This window comes from Caballeronia concitans, from assembly GCF_001544615.1.
Taxonomy (GTDB): Bacteria; Pseudomonadota; Gammaproteobacteria; order Burkholderiales; family Burkholderiaceae; genus Caballeronia; species Caballeronia concitans.
The window spans coordinates 645,370-666,635 of the sequence record NZ_FCNV02000002.1; the positions used below are offsets into that span (position 1 = coordinate 645,370).

Consider the following 21,266-nt stretch of genomic DNA (forward strand, 5'->3'; position numbering starts at 1 on the left):
GATGAACCAGCGCGAAACCGCATTTGCTGAAATCGACGCGCCGCAGCGTCACGTCGGCCGTTCGATGCAGCGCCTCGAAGACCCGGCGATCCTGACGGGCCGTGGCCGCTATGGCGACGACATCGCCGTGAAGCCGGGCACGCTGCACGCCGCGATTCTGCGCTCGCCGCATGCGCACGCGGATATCGTGTCGATCGATACCGAAGCCGCGTCGAAGCTCGCGGGCGTGCGCGCCGTGCTCACGCGCGACGACTTGCGTCCGTGGTCGCGTCCGTTCGTCGTCGGCGTGAAGTCGCCGATGGAACAGTGGGCGCTCGCGATGGATCGCGTGCGTTACGTCGGCGAGCCGGTTGCGGTCGTGATGGCCGAATCGCGTGCGCTCGCGGAAGACGCGCTCGATCTCATCAAGGTCGAATACACGATGCGCGATCCGGTGACGTCCATCGAGCAATCCGTGATGGACGATGCGCCCGTGCTGCACGAGCGCGTCGGCACCAACGTCATCAGCGACCGGCATTTCCGCTACGGCGAGCCGGAAGCCGCGTTCGAAAGCGCGCCGCATCGCGTCAAGCTGGTCGCGCATTATCCGCGCAACACGTGCGCGCCGATCGAATGCGGCGTGGTCATCGCCGAATACTTGTCGGGCGACGAAGGCTACGACGTCACGTCCAATTTCATGGGGCCGTTCTCGCTGCACGCCGTCATGGCGATGGCGCTCAACGTGCCCGCGAACCGCCTGCGTCACAAGGCGCCGCGCGATTCCGGCGGCAGCTTCGGCGTGAAGCAGGCGGTGTTTCCGTATGTCGTGCTCATGTGCCTCGCATCGCGCAAGGCAGGTGCGCCGGTGAAGTGGGTCGAGGACCGGCTCGAGCATTTGAGCGCGGCGACATCGGCGACGGCGCGCGTATCGACGATAGAAGCCGCCGTCGAAAACGATGGCCGTATCGTCGCGCTCTCGTACGATCAGATGGAAGACGTCGGCGGTTACGTGCGCGCGCCCGAACCCGCGACGTTCTACCGGATGCACGGCTGCCTGACGGGCGCGTATGCGATCCCGAATCTCGTCGTGCGCAATCGCGTGGTGCTGACGAACAAGACGCCGACCGGCCTCGTGCGCGGCTTCGGCGGGCCGCAAGTGTACTTCGCGCTGGAGCGGCTGATTCAGCGCATCGCCATCGAACTGAAGCTCGATGTGCCCGATGTCTATCGCCGCAACTTCGTTCCCGCCGATGCGTTCCCGTATCGCGCGGCAGCGGGCGCGCTGCTCGATTCGGGCAACTATCAGGAAGCGCTGCGCCGCTCGATCGACGAGGGCGGATATCGCGAACTCGCCGCGCGCCGCGATGCCGCGCGCAAGGAAGGGCGGCTCTATGGCATCGGCTTCGCGGCGATCGTGGAGCCGTCGGTATCGAACATGGGCTACATCACGACCGTGATGCCCGCCGACGCGCGCCGAAAAGCCGGCCCGAAGAACGGCGCGATTGCGAGCGCAACCGTGAGCGTCGATCTGTTGGGCGGCGTGGTCGTGACCATCGCATCGACGCCGGCGGGACAGGGCCACATGACGGTGTGCGCGCAAGTCGTCGCGGACGTACTCGGGCTCGATCCGAAAGATATCGTCGTCAACGTCGAATTCGATACGCACAAGGACGCGTGGTCCGTCGCGGCGGGCAATTATTCGAGCCGATTCGCGGGCGCGGTGGCCGGCACCGTGCATCTCGCCGCCACGCGCGTGCGCGACAAGCTCGCGCGCGTGCTCGCGAAGCAGTTCGGCTGCGCGCCCGGTGACGTGCGATTCGAAGGCGCGCGCATCTTTCCGAACGATGCCGAAGATCGCGCGCTGCCGTTCGCGCGTGCCGCGAGCAATGCGCCGCACTGGGCGCCCGCGTTGTTGCCCGATGGCGACGAGCCGGGCCTGCGCGAGACCGTGTTCTGGTCGCCGCCGCACATGGATGCGCCTGACGAGCAGGACCGCATCAATACGTCGGCGGCGTATGGCTTCGCGTTCGACATGTGCGGCGTCGAAGTGGATCGCGAGACGGGGCGCGTGCGCATCGACCGATACGTGACCGTCCACGATGCCGGCACGATCCTCAATCCCGCGCTCGCCGATGGCCAGATTCGCGGCGCGTTCGCGCAGGGCGTGGGCGCGGCGCTGATGGAAGAGTTTCGCTACGGCGCGGACGGCAGCTTCCAGTCCGGCACGCTCGCCGACTATCTGATGCCGACGACCTGCGAAGTGCCCGATCCCGTGATCGTGCATATGGAAACGCCGTCGCCTTTCACGCCGCTCGGCGCGAAGGGACTCGGCGAAGGCAACAACATGAGCACGCCGCCGTGCATCGCGAATGCAGTGGCGGATGCGCTCGGTGTCGAGGACATTCGCTTGCCGCTCACGCCGCCCAAGGTGATGGCGATGATCGGCATCGACGATCCCGAGCCTTCGCGGCCCGAGTATCGCGAAGCATCGCCGACGAAAGCCGCAACGCCGGGCGGCGGACGCGCGCTCACGGCGCAAGGCGCGGTCGATCTGCCCGCGACGCCCGAAGCCGTGTTCGCCGTGCTCCTCGATCCGAAGGCGCTCGCGAACGTGATACCCGGCTGTCATGCGCTCGACGAAACCGCGCCGAACCAGTATCGCGCGGACGTGACGGTGGGCGTCGGCATGATCAAGGCGCGTTTCGAGGCGCGCATCGGCTTGTCGGAAATCGATGCGCCGCGTCGCCTGCGTCTCGCGGGCGCGGGCATCTCGCCGCTCGGCAGCGCGCGCGGCAGCGGCATCGTCGAACTGACGCCGCAAGGCAGCGGCACGCGCCTCACGTACGACTACGAAGCGCAGGTGTCGGGCAAGGTCGCGGCGGTCGGCGGCCGCATGCTCGAAGGCGCGGCGAAGGTCGTGCTGAAGCAACTGTTCGAATCGCTCGGAAGGCAGGCGGCGGGCAAGCCGGTGCAAGCGCATGGATCGTGGATAGCGAGACTCCTCGCCCGTTTTGGGAGACGAGCATGAAGCCCGCACCGTTCGACTACTTGCGCGCGATGACCACGCAAGACGCGCTCGATGCGCTCGCGCAATACGGCGAAGACGCGCGCGTGCTGGCGGGCGGCCAGTCGCTGATGGCCGTGCTCAACATGCGGCTCGCGCAGCCGAAGGTGCTCGTCGATATTTCGCGCACCGCCGAGCTGAATGCCGTGCGCGTGGACGAGCGTGCGGGGCATCTCGTCGTGAACGCGGCGGCGACGCAAGGCAGCGTCGAATGGCGCGCCACGCTCGCCGACGAAACGCCGCTGCTCGCGATGGCCTTCCCGCATATCTCGCACTTTCAGATTCGCAATCGCGGGACCGTATGCGGGTCCGTCGCGCACGCGGACCCGAGCGCGGAGTTGCCGCTCGTGCTGTCCGCGCTCGGCGGCGACGTGATGCTGCGCTCGAAGAAGAAGCGCCGCACGCTCGCGGCGGAAGACTTCTTTCAGGGCATGTTGATGACCGCGCGCGAGCCGGACGAACTCGTCGAAGCGGTGCGCTTCCCGCTGCGCAAGCCGGGCGAGCGCTACGCGTTCACGGAATTCTCCGCGCGCCACGGCGACTTTGCGATCGTCGCGTGCGCGGCGGTCGTTACCGACGATTCGATTCGCATCGCGGTGGGCGGCGTCGCGGACCGGCCGGTGACGGAGCGCTGGCCGCGTTTGCAAGGCGACGACCTGCGCGGCGCGCTGAACGATTTGAGCTGGAAACTGAACGCGCAGGACGACGCGCACATCAGCGCGAAATATCGCCGGAATCTGGTCCGGCAACTCGGATGGCGCGCGATAGAGGAGGCGAAGTGAGCAAGATGTCGGACACCCTCATGCGGCACGGCGAAGCGCGGCGCATCACGCTGACGCTCAACGGCCGCGAACGAAGCGGCCATTGCGAGCCGCGCGAACTGCTGTCGGACTTCATCCGGCACGAACTCGGCGCGACAGGCACGCACGTCGGCTGCGAGCACGGCGTATGCGGCGCATGCACCGTGCATGTCGATGGCGTCGCCGCGCGCTCGTGCCTGATGCTCGCGGTGCAGGCCGACGGACGGCGTATCGATACGGTCGAAGGCCTCGCGCCCGACCAGACGCTCGGCGACTTGCAGCAGGCGTTCCAGCGGCATCACGCATTGCAGTGCGGCTTCTGCACGGCGGGCATCCTGATGTCGTGCGCGGATTATCTGGAGCGCGTGCCTAATCCGACCGAAGCGCAAGTGCGCGAGATGCTGTCCGGGCATATCTGCCGCTGCACGGGCTATACGCCGATCGTCGCCGCCGTGCTGGACGTGGCGGCGCGTCGGCGAACGAATGCAGACGTTAAGGAGACCGAACATGCTTGATCTCGGACGCACCTTCCTGCAAAGCGTGGAACGCAGCCCGAACGCGCTCGCGCTCGTCGATGGCGACGTGCAACTGACTTACACGCAGTGGCATCGCATGATCCTGAATGTGGCCGATGGCTTGCGCGAGCTTGGGATAGAGCGCGGCGACCGGCTGCTCGTCGTGCTGCAAAACCGCTGGGAAATGGCGACGCTGCACTGGGCCGGGCAATTCGCAGGCATCGTGATCGTGCCGCTCAACTGGCGCGCGAAGCCTGAGGAACTCGACTACTGCGTGACGGACGCGGGCGTGAAGGCGATCGTCTACGAACCCGTTTCCGCCGATGCCGTCGTGCAAAGCCCCGCCGCGCAAAACGTGCCGCGTATCGCGCTCGACGATGCGCCCGGCGGCACGATGAACTTCGATGCGCTCATCGTCGAAAAAGAGAGCGCCGAAGAAACGACGCATGCCACCGCCGACGACATCTCGCTGATCCTCTACACGTCCGGCACCACGGGCAAGGGCAAGGGCGTGCCGCGCAGGCATCGGCATGAACGCGCGGGCGCGCTCGCACACGTCGCGCAGAACCTGTATAAGCGCGGCGAACGCACGCTCGGCGTGATGCCGCTCTATCACACGATGGGCGTGCGCTCGCTGCTTGCGATGGCCCTCGTCGATGGCCTCTTCGTCTGCGTGCGTCGCTGGAATGCGAAGCTCGCGCTCGAATGCATCTCGAAGCACGCGCTCACGTGCCTCTATCTCGTGCCGACGCTTTATCACGACCTGCTCGCGGACAGCGCGTTTGCCGACACGGATACATCGTCGGTAAGAAAGCTCGGCTTCGCGGGCGCGCCGATGAACGATGGCCTGCTCAAGCGCCTCTCGGCGGCGTTCGAGCCGGAACTGTTCGTCAATCACTACGGCTCGTCCGAGGTCTACACGTTCAGCATCGATCAGGACGCGACGAAGAAGCCCGGCAGCGCGGGCCGCGCGGGCATCAACACGCGGCTGCGCGTCGTGAAGCTCGATGCGCTTTCGCCCGACGAGATCGCGGAAGCCGGCGAGGAAGGGCAGATCATCGTGGACCTGCTCGGCGACGAAGCGTTCGAAGGCTACTGGAATCGGCCGGACGCGAACGCGAAGTCGCTACGCGGCGGCTGGTACTTCACCGGCGACACCGGCTATCTCGACCGCGACGGCGATCTCTACGTGACCGGCCGCGTCGATGACATGATCATCAGCGGCGGAGAGAACATCTCGCCGGTGGATATCGAATCGGTGCTGTCGCTGCACCCGGCGGTGGATGAAGTCGCGGTCGCGGGCGTCAAGGACGAACGCTGGGGCCAGCGCGTGGTCGCGTTCATCAAGCGCCGCGAGTATGTCGATTCCGACGCGCTCGACGCGTGGTGCCGCCAGTCCGATCTCGTCAACTTCAAGCGTCCGCGCGACTACGTGTTCGTCGACGACATTCCGAAATCGCCGGTCGGCAAGATCCTGCGCCGCAAGCTCCAGGCGGGCGAATACGCGCCCGACGCCAATGCACCGACCGCACAACCTACAGAGACTACGAAGGAGTAACACGCCATGAGCGATTTGAACCATCGCGGCCACGCGCTGCTGCAAGACCTCGACGGCTTTTCCGTCGAAATCGACGAAACGCGCGAGCGCGCGGATATCGTGCTGCACCGCCCGCCGTTCAATGTCATTTCGATGCACGCACGCGACCAGTTGCGCGCCGTGTTCGAAGCACTCGACGAAGACGACCGCGTGCGCGTGATCGTCGTGCGCGCGACCGGCGAGCACTTTTCTAGCGGCGGCGACATCAAGGGCTTTCTGGAAGCATCGCCGGAACACGTATCGAAGCTCGCGTGGAATATCGCGGCGCCCGCGCGCTGCTCGAAGCCGGTGATCGCGGCCAATCGCGGCTTCTGCTTCGGCGTGGGCTTCGAGTTGTCGCTCGCGTGCGACTTCCGCATCGTCACCGACACGACCTTCTACGCGTTGCCGGAACAGAAGCTCGGCCAGATTCCCGGCTCGGGCGGATCGGCGCGCTTGCAGTCGATGGTCGGCATCGGCCGCACGAAGGACATCGTGATGCGCTCGCGCCGTATCCCCGGCAAGCAGGCATACGACTGGGGCATTGCGGTCGATTGCGTGGCCGATGCGGAACTCGAATCGGCCACGGATGCGCTCGTCGATGAGTTGCGCGCGTTTTCGCCGCTCGCGCAGCGCACCGCGAAGAAGCTGCTGAACGATACGGAAGACTCGCCGCTTTCGATCGCCATCGAACTCGAAGGGCATTGCTATAGCCGCCTGCGCGCGTCCGACGATTTCCGCGAAGGCGTCGAAGCGTTTCATGGCAAGCGCAAACCGGCGTTTCGCGGTAGCTGAACCAAACCAGGAGACAGGCGATGGATCGCTTCGATTACGTGATCGTGGGCGGCGGCTCAGCGGGATGCGTGCTCGCGCATCGGCTGTCGGCGGCGCCGTCGGTGCGCGTCGCGCTGATCGAAGCGGGCGCGGATACGCCGCCGGGCGCGGTGCCCGCCGCCATTCTCGACAGCTATCCGATGCCGGTCTTCTGCGGCGACACCTATATCTGGCCGGACCTCAAGGCGAAGGCCACGAAGCACGCCGCGCCGCGCGTCTACGAGCAGGGCCGCGTGATGGGCGGCGGATCGAGCATCAACGTGCAGTCGGCCAATCGCGGCCTGCCGCGCGATTACGACGACTGGGCCGCGAACGGCGCCGATGGCTGGTCGTGGCGCGACGTGCTGCCGTACTTTCGCAAGCTCGAACGCGACGTGAACTTCCCCGGCGGCGAACTGCATGGCAGCGATGGTCCGGTGCCCATTCGACGCATCATGCCGAAGGACTGGCCCGCGTTCTGCCACGCGTTCGCGAAGGGCATGCGCGCGAACGGCCTCGCGGAATTACAGGACCAGAACGGCGAGTTCGGCGACGGCTTCTTTCCCGGCGCGTTTTCCAATATCGACGATGCGCGCGTCTCCACGGCCATCGCCTATCTCGACGAAGCCACGCGCAAGCGCCCGAATCTCAGCGTGCATGCGAATCTGCGCGTCGAGCGCATCGTGATGGAAGGCGCGGCTGCGCGCGGTGTCGTCGCGATTGCGGGCAACGGCGAGCGCGTGCATTTCGAGGCGAACGAAGTCGTGCTCTGCGCGGGCGCGTTGCAGTCGCCCGCGATGCTGCTGCGCGCCGGTATCGGCGATGCGCGCGAACTCGCGGCGCAGGGCATTGCATGTACGGTGGATGTGCCGGGCGTCGGACGCAATCTGCAGGATCATCCGTCGCTCACGTTCTGTCATTTTCTCGAGCCGCGCTTTCGCATGCCGCTCGCACGACGCCGCGCGAGCATGACGGCGGCGCGCATGAGCTCGGGCGTCGCGGGCTGCGATGATTCGGACCTCTATCTATCGAGCGCGACGCGCGCCGCGTGGCACGCGCTCGGCAACCGGCTCGGCCTCTTCTTCCTGTGGTGCAACCGGCCGTATTCGCGTGGCCGCGTGCAGCTCGCATCGCCCGATGCGGCCGCTGCGCCGCGCGTCGATCTGAACCTGCTCGACGACGAACGCGACCTGCAACGGCTCGCCGTGGGCGTGCGCATGCTCGCGCGCATTGTCGATGCATCGGGTCTCGGCCGCGATCCGCGCGACTTCTTTCCGGCCGCGTTCTCGCCGCGCGTAAAGGCGTTGAGCCGCGTCGGCGACGGCAATGCGCTGCTGACGTCGATGCTCGGCGTGCTGCTCGATACGCCCGCGCCGCTCAGGCGCCTGCTGATCGAACGCTTCTTCACGCGCGGCCTGAAGATGTCCGCCCTGATAAACGACGACCGCGCGCTCGACGATTTCATCCGCGCGAACGTGTTCGGCGTGTGGCACGCGAGCGGCACGTGCCGCATGGGCGGTCCGCAAGACCGCGACGCCGTGACGGACACCGAAGGCCGCGTGCGAGGCACACAAGGGCTGCGCGTGGTGGATGCATCGCTGATGCCGCGCCTGCCATCGGCCAATACGAACATACCGACCATCATGATCGCCGAGAAGATCGCCGATGCGATGGTCGCCGGGCGAAGAGCGGGCGCCGAATCGCGCATCGCCGCCGCGCACTGAAGGACCGGCACAACGATTCCTTAACCTCGACAAGAGCACGCATCGAAAAAGCGTGCCGATGACACACATGGAGATGCATATGTCCGTAGCAGCGCAAGACGGGGCCGCCGTGCTTCCGGCCAATCAGCGGCAAATCATGGGCGCAGTCATGGCATCGTGCCTCGGCTGGGCCCTCGATCTGTTCGACCTGTTCGTGTTGTTGTACGTGGCGCCCGTCGTCGGGCGTCTATTCTTCCCATCCGAACACGCGATGCTTTCGCTCGCGGCGGTCTATGCGTCGTTCGCGGTGACGCTTCTGATGCGCCCGCTCGGCTCCGCGCTATTCGGCTCCTACGCGGACCGTCACGGCCGCAAGGGCGCGATGATCTTCGCGGTCGTCGGCGTGGGCGTGTCGACGGCGGCCTTCGGCCTGCTGCCGACGGTCGCGCAGGCCGGTCTCCTCGCGCCGATTCTCTTCCTGCTGCTGCGTCTCGTGCAGGGCGTGTTCGTCGGCGGCGTGGTGGCGTCGACGCATACCATCGGCACCGAATCCGTCGCGCCGAAGTATCGCGGCGCGGTGTCCGGACTGATCGGCGGGGGCGGCGCGGGACTCGGCGCGCTGCTCGCATCGCTCACGTTTCTGGCGATGTCCGCCATCTTTCCCGGCGATGCATTCGATACGTGGGGCTGGCGTTGCATGTTCTTCACCGGCATTCTGAGTTCGGTGCTCGGCCTCTTCGTGTTCAATAGCCTCGAAGAATCGCCGCTATGGAAGAAGCTCGCCGCCGAGAAGGCCGCGAAAGCCGCCGCGCAGACGAAGAGCGCGAAGGCCGAAGTGGTGCGCTCGCCCATTCGCACGCTGTTTTCGCGGGAATATCGCGGCGTGCTGTTCGTGAACCTGCTGCTGACCATCGGCGGCGGCAGCGGCTACTACCTGACGTCGGGCTATCTGCCGACGTTCCTCAAGGTCGTGAGTCATGCGCCGAACGGCGCGGCAGCCGCGATCCTGATGATCTGCAGCGTGGCCGTGGTGGTCGCATCGGTGGCGGCGGGGCATATCAGCACGTTCATCGGGCGCAAGGGCGCGTTCATCTGGATCGGCCTGATCCGGCTCGTCGCGCTGCCCGGCCTCTTCCTGCTGTTGCCGACGGCGCAAAGCATCACGATGATCGGCGTCTACGCGGTGCTGCTCTCCGCGCTCGGCAGCGCGGGTTATGCGCCGGTGCTGATCTTTCTGAACGAGCGCTTCCCGACCGCCATCCGCGCGACGGGCACGGGCCTTTCGTGGAATATCGGCTTCGCGATCGGCGGGATGATGCCGACGTTCGTCTCGCTCGTCGCGAAGGACGCGAGCCAGTTGCCCTCGACGCTCGCGATCTTCGCCGGCGCGATCAGCGTGATCTTCATCGTGGGCGCGTTCGTGGTGCCGGAGACGCTCGGCAAGCTCGACAACGGCGCGGCGCGCAATCCTTCGTGAGCGGCCTCATTCGGCCGGTGCGCCCGTGGTCACGCGCCGGATTTCCTCGGTGATGATCGCGATCAACGCCGAAGCGGCCGGCCCGATCGGCCGCTTCGGATGCGTGACCTGAATGATGTGGCGCACGATCGGCGGGACCGCGATCGTGCGCGCGCGCAGCAGGCCTTGATCGACCTTCGCCTGCACGACGACGCGCGGCAGGATCGTCGCGATGCTGCTCTGCTCGACGAACTGCACGATCGTGCTGAGCAGATCGATCTCGAACTTCGGCTGAATGACGACGTCGGCGGCCATGAGCGCGGCATCGAGCGCGCCGCGCAGGCCGTTGCGGCGCGTGGGCAACACGAACTCGATGCCGGACGGCGCCGTGAGATCGATGGCGTCGGGCAGGTCCGGACCGTGCGCCGCGCTCGTCACCAGCACCATTTCCTCGACGAGCAACGGTTCGACATCGAGCGTGAGCCGCCCGCGCGGCTTGTTGATGATGGCGGCATCCAGCCGGCCAGATTCGACGGCGTCGATGAGCTGCGCGCTGAAGCCATCGGCGACGGAGACTTCCACTTGAGGAAACAGCGCATCGAAACGCGCCAGCGATTCGGGCAACACGCTCTGCGCTTCCGACGACACCATGCCCAGCGACACGCGTCCCGTCACGATGACATCGCGCCGGCTCAGATGCTCACGCGCGTGATCGATGTCGCGCATGATCGGCGTGTAAAGGCGGTACATGAGCCGCGCGGCTTCGGTGGGCGCCATGCCGTGCGGACCGCGCTCGAAGAGCTTCTGCCGGATCTCGGTTTCGAGCTTGGCGATCTGCATGCTGAGCGCGGGCTGCGCGATATTCAGCCTTTTCGCGGCGCGCGTGACGGTGCCCTCTTCGAACAGGGCGATGAAGTACTGAACCTGCTTCAATTCCATGCGTGACCGTTTTCCGAGGGTGCGGCTAGAGCATGCAAGTGTAGTCTGCGCAGCGCGACCTGACACGCGGCACGCGTATTGCGCACGATTTCCGCATCAGTGCATACAAGGAGCCGCAATTGGAAACGACGATCGCACGAGTGTTTCAATCGCAAGAGGAAGCGGAAAAGGCGCGCGATGCGCTCGTGACTTCGGGCGTGCCACGCGAAGCCGTGGAACTGACCTTTCAGGCCGACGAAGCCGGCCCCGTGCGCGGCAACTTTCTGACGGGCGATAGCACGGGTTCTATCGGCTGGAAAGAGGAATACGATGCGCGGTTCAGGCATCAGGGCGAAGTGTCGCGATTCATTCTGACCGTGCAAGTAGACGAGGCGCGGGCCAGCGACGTCGAAGCGCTGCTGCAGCACGCGGGCGGAAGGACGATCGATGCGGTAGGGAGCGGGCCGAGCACCGGCGATTGATGCGTTGGCGGTATGCGTCAGAACCTTCGGCAGCGCAGCGGACACCACCGCACGCCGGACAGTTCTGCGGGCGCGCGCATCGAACGATGATGCCGCCTCGATCTGCCCGGCGGCCGTGCCCTGAGCGCCCTTGACGCCGGTGCGCGCGTCCGTCGCGATCGGCGCGAAGCCGGCGAACCACACGACGACGCTCTGGGCGGTCTCATCGATACCTCATGGAGTAGTTGAATACCAGTGTCGACGCCAATGGGCTGCATGTGCCAAAAAGCGAAACAATCGCTTAGCTATCCGATGTAATTCAATTTCGATAGTCAATGGTATGCGCTCGCCATCGACCGCAACAGGATGATGTGTTCGTTGTCGTACAGAGATGCGCGTCGACTGCAGGGGCGTTCTCTTTAATCGCTTCAATGCTGCGAGGCGCTTTCCTTCAGGCAGCGCCTCGCAACTTTTCAGCTGCCGCGATAGATATTGCACGACAGGCCGGTGACGCATTGGCCGGATTGCCCGCTGTCGTAGGCGCCCGAGCGCGAGCCGCCCATGGATGATGACGAGTCTGAACCCGTGGATTGAGCGTAAGCGATGCTGCCTAGCGAGAGCAGGACGCCTCCCGTTACCGCTAGAAATAAGGCCTTCATGATCGATACTCCGTCGATGACTCGACATCGCATTCCAGGACGTGCGACATCCGAATCCGGACATGGCGTTGTCGATGTCATGGAATCGTTAGGGAAACGAACGTTTGATCGACAGCCAAGCGCCGGATGCAACGAGCCCGCAGCGCCGCGCGGGTGAGAATGCACTTCAGTCGTTGTACGGCTCAAGTCTTGTAGGTGTCGTGCGGGGTGAGCACTGGACGTGAGGATCAGCACGTCGTCACTCTGTTATAGACGACGGCGTGAAGGGAAACTGATTTTCTCTGCGCTCGCCGATCCGCTTACAACCCTGACATACGGCACGAATTGTTTTAGCCAATTCGGAATTGGCTGAGTGCCTCGGTAAAGGCCCGCCCGTGACAATTTTCGGTTGACTTACGCAGCCGAAGATTGAACGAATGAACAAAGGCTTATACAAGGTAGTTTTCTGTCGCCTGCGCCGCATGCTGGTCGCGGTCGCCGACTTCGCAGTTTCCCACGCATCTGAGCCCGCAAGCGGCACGGGCGCTAGTTCGCTTCCGGTGTTGCGCCCCGTTGCTTGTGCCGCGATGGCGCTGCTCGGTACTGTATCGACGCTGACGCTTGCGCAGATCGTGCCTTCGGCTGGATCTGGCGCGCAGGTTTTGCAGACGCAAAACGGCTTGCAGCAGGTCAACATCGCGAAGCCTTCTGCGGCTGGCGTCTCGTTGAACAACTATTCGCAGTTGGACGTGCCCGGCAAAGGCGCGCTTCTCAATAACTCGCCGACCATCGTTCAGACGCAGCAAGCCGGCTACGTCAACGGTAATCCGAACCTCGCGCCGGGGCAGTCGGCGGGGATCATCGTCAATCAGGTGCTCAGCAATTCGCCTTCGCAGTTGCGCGGCTATCTGGAAGTCGCGGGGCCGAAGGCCGAAGTGATCGTGGCGAATCCGTCGGGCATCGTGGTGGATGGCGGCGGGTTCATCAATACGTCGCGCGCCATTTTGACGACCGGCACGCCGAACTTCGGCGCGAACGGAAGCCTCGCGGGATTCAATGTTGCGGGCGGCAATATCACCGTGCAAGGTGCGGGGCTGAACGCGACCAATGTCGATCAGGTGGACTTGCTGGCACGTGCCGTACAAGTGAATGCCGCGATCTATGCCAACAATCTCAACGTTGTTACCGGTGCGAATCAGGTCGATCACACCACGCTCGCTGCGACGCCGATTGCGGGCAATGGCGCCGCGCCTGCCGTTGCTATCGATGTCAGTCAGTTGGGCGGGATGTATGCGAGTCGCATCTTTCTCGCATCGAATGAATATGGCGTTGGGGTTTCGAACCGAGGCGTGCTCGCGGCGCAAGCGGGCGATCTGACGCTTACATCGCAAGGCAAGCTCGTGCTCGCCGGGCAGACGAATGCAAGCGGCAGCATCAGCGCGACGGCGCGCGATGGTATCGACAATAGCGGCACCACCTACGCACAGCAAGATGTCGTCGCGGCGACTTCCGGCACGCTGACCAATAGCGGTGTGCTCGCCGCGCAGCGCAATACGACGATCAACGCGGGCAGTGTCGATTCGACGGGCACGCTCGGCGCGGGCATCAACAGCGACGGCTCGATCAGCACGCAAGGCGATCTCAACGTGATCGCAAGCGGCGCAATCTCCGCGAGCGGACGCAATGCAGCGGCCGCGAATGCCGTCGTGCAGGGCGCATCCGTGAATCTGGCGGGCAGTTCGACGACGGCGAACGGCAACCTCGCGTTGACCGCTTCGGCGGGCGACATCAACCTTTCCTCAGCGACGACGACGGCGGGCGGCAGCATCAACGCGAATGCCACCGGCACGCTCGCCAACGACAACGGCGCATTGAAGTCCGGTGGCGCGCAATCAATCAACGCGGGCGCGTTGTCGAACGTCAACGGCCAGATCATTTCGGGTGGATGGCTTTCCGCGAACATCGTCAATGCGCTCTTGAATCAGGGCGGCACGATGCAGTCGGCAGGCGCGCTCGACGTGCGCGCAGGGAGTGTCGATAACAGCGCGGGCCACTTCACGTCGCTCAATGCGGACGGTCTCAGCGTGAGCGCATCGGGTCTGCTGAACAACGCGCAAGGCGGTGTGATCGGCGGCAATGGCAACGTCGTCGTGCAGGCGGGGCAGCTCGTCAATGTCGGTTCGATCACGGCGGTGCAAGACCTGACCGCGACGGCCACGCGATCGCTTTCGAACGTGGGCACGCTGGCCGCGAACGGCAACGCGACCGTCACCGCTGGGTCCACGCTCACCGTTGCAGGCGGCGCGATTTCCGCCGGCAAAGTCGTGAACGTGAGGGCCGCGACGCTCGATAACAGCAACGGCGCAATCACCGGCGACCAGGTCGCCCTTGCAGCGGACAGTCTCGTCAATCACGCGGGCAGCATCACGCAAACGGGCAAGGGCGCGACCACGCTCGCCGTCGTCGGCACGCTCGACAACGCCAACGGTTCCATTCAAACGAACGCGGCGGATTTATCGCTTGCGCCTGCCGCGCTCATCAACGACAACGGCAAGATCACGACATCGGGCGCGGGCACGTTGTCGATCTACAGCGGATCGCTCTCGAACAACGGCGGCACGATCGCGACGAGCGGATCTTTATAACCGGCAGTTGCATCCGGATGAGAGGAAAGCCATACATGACTTGGCCAACGGCGACTCGGATAAGGAACACCGACTGGAAGCAGCGGGATGTGCGCTGGTTCACTGCGCGGCTGAATATGCACCGGGCACGGCGGACTACACTAAATACTCAGCGTTAGAAAAGGAAGGCGCGGGTTATACAGCTGAGCAAACGCAATTGCAGAACTACAACGGGACGTTGTTCTCGACGGCTGGCGCGGGCGGTATGGTGCGGCAAACGTCGGGCGGGCAGTTTAAATACAGCGACGCGGATTCACAGGCCGATCGCAATGCATTTATCTCTAACGTGTTGGCTCAACAACCCGGCAAGCTTGATTACGTCACTATCGGAGGTGCAGCTTTGGGTGGATCAGCGAGCGTTGCTATTAACTTGCATAACGGCAACGTCTACATAGGCGGTGGCGGTGCAGTTCCCGTCAAACCCGGAGCGTCTGTTACCTTCGGCGTTATTCCTTCCGCAATCAACCAAGCACCGACTATTCAGGCGGATAGAACAGATAACTTCCTCGGTGGTGGATCATTTGGCGGAAATGCCTGCGCATACGGAGGATGCATCGGAGCTAATCATGCAGTCGGTGGTGATACGTCCGTAGAAGTTGGCGTTGGTTTTGGCGGGCTCACACGTTCAGCCAACATTGGAGTCGGTGGTTCGACCGGGTTCAGTCTTCCGATCTATACGATTCCCGGAATGCAACCGAAGCGACAATAAACCTGTCATGGTCAAGATGAAGACATTAGAGAAGCGAGCTGGCATCGGAATTGCGATCGTCGCGATTGTTTTTATGTTTCTGGCAATCAAGAATAATCCGACTGACACTGCACAGAAATTTGAGATTATGCGTCACGATATGACCTCGATTCTGAAGTCCGGCGGGGTTATTTCAAGTGAATCTCATGGTAGCAAATATGGGTCCGCGTACTTATACACTGGAATCGATGCGAAGACATGGACATCTGATCTAGCCAATAAGTACGAGCGCGGGTTGCGAGCACTTGGCTGGCGTGACATTAGTTACCAGGGAGAGGTTTTGCTTTGCAAGCAGGGAATTCGTGCCGACGTGCAAAGAAACGTCGAATACGGAGAGGGAAAAGCTCTCTATGGTATCAACATGACCTATAACGCTTTAACTATCCGACGGTGTGGCGCACGGTAGGTTTAATGATCCGCCAATGTAGCGGTTCTTTACAACCGGCAATTGCATCCGCAAGAAAAGACTAAGGCGCAGCAGATCGTGAATCAGGCGAAGGCGCAAGGGCTGACGAATGCTGACGGTTCACCGATCAGCGCAGCGCAGATCGAAAATGCCATGCGCGCAGCGAACAATAGCCAGTACGGGGAATATGCCTCGACAGGCGTGGTTGTGCCGTTGAATGCGGATACACCGAACAATGCAGTCTATGACACGACAGGCATGAAGTTGGTGACGGATAGTACGGGAAATTACCTTGTGCAAGATCCTTCGATGCTGGCTACGCCATCGACGGCGTTGCAAGACCTGATTACGCAAAGCACGGGCGGCGCAAGTTCGCCATACAGTTGGGGTATGTCGAGCGCTCAGGCAGCAACACCGAGAGTTGATCCGTATGGGCCGTTCTCGCCGGGGTACAACACGGGGGATTACTCGGCGGGTTTCGGAGAGCATGGGCGGGGACTTGCGCCGGACTATGCGACCACAAGCGTCAGCGTTCTCTCAGGAAGCGGTACGGCAGCCGTGAGTCTTTACGATGGCTCGACTTACCTATCGGGTGGGGTTTCGATGACCAACCCGTCTGCTGTTTCTTACCAACCTGGTTTTAGTAGCTCAGTCGGCTACATCTACGGGGCAAGCAATGCTGAAGATGCGCGCAACTTCTTGGCGGGGGACGGGAACCAAGCATTCGTATCTATACCAACACCTTTCGGTGTCAATGTGTTTGGTGCAGTAACTCATGCTTATGGAGGTTCGACGGCATTGGAAGTTGGCATTGGCACGCCAGGAGCATTGAGCTTTGGGGTGCTGCCTTGGGGCCATTCAACTCAAACGACTGAAAAGACTAATTAAGGAGAATCAAATGGCTGCAGGTGGTGGTCCAACCCCTGAGCAATGGGCCAAGATGACGCGCGGAGAAAAGCGAGCTTACTGGGTTTGTGTCGGATCCGCATTCGCCTTCATCTGTGATTGCTTATAAAAAAATTCTTCTTTAGTTAAAACGACAAAACCCGGCTTTGAGTTGGGTTCCTCGTCTAAGGCATGGCAGGCAAGGGCGTAATGACCAACTGGCCGTGCTGCATAAGCACGTAGACATGAAAAACACGAACCCACAAGGCGTCTCAATTACCACAGTCAAAGGGGCAACAAAACGACGAGTACGACGCTCGCTCACGGAGATGAGCTTTGCCGCGTTATTGAGCAAGCCGCAAATGTGGAATGGAGAAAATTTCAGGCGCGAAAAGTTGAAATTGTGTTGAAGGACGGAAGTATTGTTCGTCAGGACCATTCGATGCTCCGCCGTACACTTCGATCCGATTTAGCGCGGAGCAGCCGGAATTCATTGCCAAATTGAAATCAGCAATTGATGGATACGAGGGGGCTATCGCGTGGCATATGGTCGAGCATCAACGGGTAGCCTTGCCGGGCACCAATTGGGTCATCCAACCCGTCTTTGTCGATGAGATTCGATCTGAGATAGAAAAGGTTGATGTTAGTCGCTATATCGCGGAGCATTACCCTGGATTTGCTCCAATTGCTTACTCTGATTTACTCGGGCTAGCGGAATATGTGCGTAATGCGCTGAGCTAGAAAGCGCCTATTACGCTACAAACAACCAGCCATCGAGCTAGGTTGTCGTTTTGGCGGTTTTGCTTGGAAGATGGGGCTCAACGTCTGAACCGGGGCAGCAATACCGCAACCGTGCTGGCAGGCGTGGATTCGATGACGAGCCATGACGACACGAGCCATCATCAATTCGGCGATCTCGGCGGCAACGGCACCCACACCGGCTTCAGTGTCGAGGTGGCCAACGGACAGACGACGCACGACCGCGCCGCGCAGACGCAAAGCGGCGAAGATAGAAAGCTGACCGCATCTCGAGCAGGGCATTTGGCAAAATGCCCCACCCAAAACCCCCTCACCCCAACTCCCGCCCCCCCGTCTCCTCGAACATCGAAACCGCGATCAGCGACACCAGCACGCACCCGATCATGTACCACGCCGGCGCCATCTTGTTCCCCGTCGCGCGAATCAGCCAACCCGCCACCAGCTGCGCCGTCCCGCCGAACGCCGACACCGCGATCGCATACGCGCTCGACATATACCCCGCCCGCAGATGCTTCGGGAAATTCTCCGGCATCAGCGCATACGCCGGGGCGGAGCCCATCGTGTAGCACAGCATCAGCACGATCAGCGCGGCCAGCACCACCGGCAGCGACGGAAAATGCGTCATCACCCAGAACGCCGGATACAGCAGCACGATCAGCGCAATCCGCCCGATCACCGTCAGCGGCTTGCGCCGCCCCATGCGATCCGACCACGCGCCATAAACCGGGCACATCACCAGCGAAATCACGCTCGACGCGACGCCCGCCAGCATCGACATCTTCGAAGGCAAGCCGAGATACTGAATGCAGTAGGTCGGCATGTAATACATCATCACGTACGTCGAAACTGACATCCCCATGATCGAAAAAATCGTGAGGAACCAGTTGCGCACATAAAGGCCGCGCTTCGGATCGTCGCGCGTCACGACCGCCTTCGCGGCAGGCGCTTCCTCCTGAATATGACGGCGCAGATAAATGCCGACCGGCGCGATCAGCGTGCCCATCAGGAACGGAATGCGCCAGCCCCAGCCATGCATCGTGTCGTCCGAAAGCAGAAAGCCCAGGCTCGCCGCGAGTCCCGAGCCGAGCAGCGCCGCGGCGCCCTGGCTCGCCAACTGCCAGCTCGCGCGCAAGCCACGGCTCGCGCTGCCGCCCATTTCGAGCAAGGTCGCGGTCGCGGCGCCGAACTCGCCGCCCTGCGCGAAGCCCTGCACCAGCCGCGCGACGACGATCAGCACCGGCGCCGCCAGCCCGATCTGCGCGTAAGTCGGCGCCAGGCCGATCGCCGCCGATCCCACCGCCATCAGCAAGATAGTGAGCGTGAGCGCGGGCTTGCGGCCGGCGCGATCCGCGTATCGTCCGAGCACGATGCCGCCGAGCGGCCGCATCACGAAGCCCACGGCGAAGACCGCGAACGCCAGCAGCGACGACGTGATGCCATCGTTCGACGGGAAAAACTGCTTGCCGATGGTCAGCGCGAAATAGCTGTAGACGGTGAAATCGAAAAATTCGAGCAGATTGCCGATGACCGCCGCCAGCACGATCTTGCGCTGCTGCGCGGCCGACATCTGCGGCGCTTCGTGAGCGCCCGCGCGGGGAAGCGATTGCGTCGTGGCGTTCATGCGCGGTCCCCGCTCAGGAAGCGTTCGACGAGGCGTGTCCAGAACGCCGCGCCGATCGCCAGATTGTCGTCGTTGAAGTCATAGCGCGCGTTGTGCAGCATCGGGCGGCCTTCGCCGTTGCCGAGCCGCACGAAGCAGCCCGGCACCTTCTGCAGGTAGTACGCGAAGTCCTCGCTGCCCGCTATCGGCGGAAACGGCGCAATCACGTTCTCCTTGCCGACGAGTTCCTCGGCGACCTGTCGCGCGAACTCGGTCTCCGCTTCGCTGTTCACGAGCACCGGATAGCCGCGAATGAAGTCGATCTCGACCGTCGCGCCATACGCGTCCGCCTGCGACGCGATCAGCGCGCGAATGCGCTTCTCGAGCGTCTCGCGCACCGTCGCGGAGAACGATCGCACGCTCATTTCGAGCACCGCGTCTTCGGGAATCACGTTCGCCGCCTTCCCCGCGCGGAACGAGCCGACCGTCACCACCGCCGCCTCGTTCGGATCGATGTTGCGCGAGACGATCGACTGCAAGCCCATCACGATGCTGCTGCCGACCACCACCGGATCCACCGCGAGATGCGGACGCGCCGCATGTCCGCCGCGCCCGACGATGCGCACCTTGACCGTATCGCACGCGGCCATCAGCGGCCCCGCGCGAAAGCCGAACGTGCCGGTCGCCACGCCCGGATGATTGTGCAGGCCGAAAATCGCGTCGCACGGAAAGCGCTCGAAAAGACCATCGGCGATCATGCGTTCCGCGCCGCTATCCGCGCCGGCTTCTTCCGCCGGCTGAAAAATCAGGTGGACCGTGCCGTCGAAATTGCGCGTCTTCGCGAGCTGTTGCGCCGCGCCGAGCAGCACGGTCGTGTGGCCGTCGTGGCCGCACGCGTGCATCTTGCCGTCGTGGACGCTCGCGTAAGGGAGGCCGGTCTGCTCGTGGATCGGCAGCGCGTCCATGTCGGCGCGCACGCCCACGGTCCGCTTGCCCGTGCCGTTCCTGAGCGATGCCACCACGCCATGCCCGCCGACATCGCGCGTCACTTCATAGCCCCACGCGCGCAGCTTCTCGGCGACGAAGCGCGACGTCGCGGCTTCCTCGTACGACAGTTCCGGATGCTGGTGAATGTGGTGGCGAATCTCGTCGAGCTGCGGTTTCGCATCGGCGAGATCGGCGACTTCGCAAAAGCGGCTTTCGGGCATGGTTGGGTGCTCCTTTGTTGCAGTGTCCGTGATTAATTCAGCGAGTATTGCACCGACGAAAAACTCGACCCATGACCGGAACGCATCCAGAATGTTGCCTTTGAGTCAACGGTACGGACGCACATGAACGATTTGACGGACGACATCGGTGAGCGCTCGCTGCGCTATCTCGCCGAAATCGACGCGGCGGGCGGCATGCGGATGGCCGCCGAAACGCTTGGCGTGAACGCATCGGTCATCAGCCGGCAGGTCGCGGCGCTGGAGCGGCGGTTGCGCTTTCCGCTCGTCGAGCGGCGCGGGCGCAATGTCGTCGTGACGGAAATCGGCCAGGTTCTGATCGACCATTACCGCGACGGCCAGCGCCGCGCCCGCGATCTCGCCGCGCGGCTCGAGGAATACCGGCATTTGCGGCGCGGGCGCGTGGCGCTGGGCGTCGGCGAGGGATTCATCGGCAATCTGATCGCGCGGGCGCTGCAGCGCTTTTCGATGACCTATCCCGACATCCTCGTTGAAATTCGTTCGGGGCCGACGCCCGCGGTGCTCTCGCTCGTGCGCGACGACGCGGTGGATATCGGCCTGTGCGCGCGCTCCGCCGACGATCCCGCCATGCGCATCCATCGCTTTGCCGAGCGGCCGTTGTGCGCGGTGGTCGCGCCGGCGCATCGCTTCGCGTCGATGTCGAAGGTGCCCGCCGCCGAACTCGCGCACGAGCGGCTCATCTTCATGACGGAAGCGTTCGGCGTGCAGCAGTTCGTGCAGTCGCTGCTCGACGACGCGCGGCTCAACGTCATACCCGCGTATCGCGTCGATCTCTTCAACACGGCGCAGACGCTCGCGGCGGCGGGGCTGGGCGTCGCGTTCATGTCGACGATCACGGCGCGGCGCGGTGTCGATCTGGGCGAACTGGTCGCGGTGCCGATCGATCATCCGATCGCGGCAGGTTTCGGCAGCCAGATGATGACGCGCGTCGGCAGGCGGCTTTCGCCGGCGGCGGATCATCTGTGGAAGCAGCTCGCGCAGAGTTTCCTCAACGAGCGCGCGTGAGCGTGCGCC

16 protein-coding genes are annotated in these 21,266 nt (G+C 63.5%); 13 read left to right on the top strand and 3 right to left on the bottom strand.

The features are described 5' to 3' along the window. Position 1 precedes the first annotated feature (1 nt). The 7 genes from AWB72_RS09065 to AWB72_RS09095 all read left to right on the top strand — a co-directional run bounded on the left by AWB72_RS09065 (position 2) and on the right by AWB72_RS09095 (position 9,927). Positions 2-3,007, top strand: a complete 3,006-nt coding sequence (locus AWB72_RS09065; protein ID WP_087128040.1) for a xanthine dehydrogenase family protein molybdopterin-binding subunit — start codon at positions 2-4, stop codon at positions 3,005-3,007. After that, positions 3,004-3,825, top strand: a complete 822-nt coding sequence (locus AWB72_RS09070; RefSeq protein WP_040048976.1) for an FAD binding domain-containing protein — start codon at positions 3,004-3,006, stop codon at positions 3,823-3,825. Before AWB72_RS09065 ends, AWB72_RS09070 begins: the two co-directional genes overlap by 4 nt. Next, on the top strand, positions 3,822-4,358 hold the full coding sequence (locus AWB72_RS09075; RefSeq protein ID WP_040048991.1) for a (2Fe-2S)-binding protein: 537 nt from the start codon (positions 3,822-3,824) through the stop codon (positions 4,356-4,358). The genes AWB72_RS09070 and AWB72_RS09075 overlap by 4 nt, the downstream gene beginning before the upstream one ends. Further along, a complete protein-coding gene (locus AWB72_RS09080) occupies positions 4,351-5,916 on the top strand; it encodes an AMP-binding protein (RefSeq protein ID WP_040048975.1) in 1,566 nt (521 codons plus the stop codon). The genes AWB72_RS09075 and AWB72_RS09080 overlap by 8 nt, the downstream gene beginning before the upstream one ends. Before the next feature lie 6 nt (positions 5,917-5,922). Next, complete coding sequence (locus tag AWB72_RS09085; RefSeq protein ID WP_040048974.1) at positions 5,923-6,729, top strand: enoyl-CoA hydratase/isomerase family protein; 807 nt, start codon at positions 5,923-5,925, stop codon at positions 6,727-6,729. Positions 6,730-6,749: 20 nt separating this feature from the next. Further along, positions 6,750-8,471, top strand: a complete 1,722-nt coding sequence (locus tag AWB72_RS09090; protein ID WP_040048973.1) for a GMC family oxidoreductase — start codon at positions 6,750-6,752, stop codon at positions 8,469-8,471. Between the two features lie 79 nt (positions 8,472-8,550). Beyond that, complete coding sequence (locus AWB72_RS09095; RefSeq protein ID WP_040048990.1) at positions 8,551-9,927, top strand: MFS transporter; 1,377 nt, start codon at positions 8,551-8,553, stop codon at positions 9,925-9,927. 6 nt (positions 9,928-9,933) lie between these two features. Here the strand turns inward: AWB72_RS09095 and AWB72_RS09100 are convergent, their stop codons facing one another. Next, on the bottom strand, positions 9,934-10,845 hold the full coding sequence (locus tag AWB72_RS09100; RefSeq protein ID WP_040048972.1) for a LysR family transcriptional regulator: 912 nt from the start codon (positions 10,843-10,845) through the stop codon (positions 9,934-9,936). 119 nt (positions 10,846-10,964) lie between these two features. Here AWB72_RS09100 and AWB72_RS09105 point away from each other — a divergent pair, with 119 nt between their 5' ends. The 5 genes from AWB72_RS09105 to AWB72_RS28460 all read left to right on the top strand — a co-directional run bounded on the left by AWB72_RS09105 (position 10,965) and on the right by AWB72_RS28460 (position 16,649). Further along, positions 10,965-11,306: a hypothetical protein gene (locus AWB72_RS09105; protein ID WP_040048971.1), complete on the top strand. Its 342-nt coding sequence runs from the start codon at positions 10,965-10,967 to the stop codon at positions 11,304-11,306. 1,054 nt (positions 11,307-12,360) lie between these two features. Beyond that, a complete protein-coding gene (locus AWB72_RS09110; protein ID WP_040048989.1) occupies positions 12,361-14,568 on the top strand; it encodes a two-partner secretion domain-containing protein in 2,208 nt (735 codons plus the stop codon). A gap of 40 nt (positions 14,569-14,608) precedes the next feature. After that, a complete protein-coding gene (locus tag AWB72_RS28455; RefSeq protein ID WP_143754600.1) occupies positions 14,609-15,316 on the top strand; it encodes a hypothetical protein in 708 nt (235 codons plus the stop codon). 7 nt (positions 15,317-15,323) lie between these two features. Further along, positions 15,324-15,761 (top strand): hypothetical protein, encoded by a 438-nt coding sequence (locus AWB72_RS09115; RefSeq protein ID WP_040048970.1) that lies wholly within the window; start codon positions 15,324-15,326, stop codon positions 15,759-15,761. A gap of 78 nt (positions 15,762-15,839) precedes the next feature. After that, the gene (locus AWB72_RS28460; protein ID WP_244285566.1) at positions 15,840-16,649 is read left to right on the top strand and encodes a polymorphic toxin type 22 domain-containing protein; all 810 of its coding nucleotides are present in this window, start codon (positions 15,840-15,842) and stop codon (positions 16,647-16,649) included. A gap of 1,066 nt (positions 16,650-17,715) precedes the next feature. On the opposite strand, the gene AWB72_RS09120 is transcribed toward AWB72_RS28460, so the two are convergent. Both AWB72_RS09120 and AWB72_RS09125 read right to left on the bottom strand, forming a co-directional pair. Then, the gene (locus AWB72_RS09120; RefSeq protein ID WP_040048969.1) at positions 17,716-19,026 is read right to left on the bottom strand and encodes an MFS transporter; all 1,311 of its coding nucleotides are present in this window, start codon (positions 19,024-19,026) and stop codon (positions 17,716-17,718) included. Further along, positions 19,023-20,213: a M20 aminoacylase family protein gene (locus tag AWB72_RS09125; RefSeq protein WP_040048968.1), complete on the bottom strand. Its 1,191-nt coding sequence runs from the start codon at positions 20,211-20,213 to the stop codon at positions 19,023-19,025. The genes AWB72_RS09120 and AWB72_RS09125 overlap by 4 nt, the downstream gene beginning before the upstream one ends. Positions 20,214-20,336: 123 nt before the next feature. Here AWB72_RS09125 and AWB72_RS09130 point away from each other — a divergent pair, with 123 nt between their 5' ends. Beyond that, positions 20,337-21,257, top strand: coding sequence for a LysR family transcriptional regulator (locus tag AWB72_RS09130; RefSeq protein ID WP_040048967.1), 921 nt, complete (start codon positions 20,337-20,339; stop codon positions 21,255-21,257). The last annotated feature ends 9 nt before the right edge of the window (positions 21,258-21,266 follow it).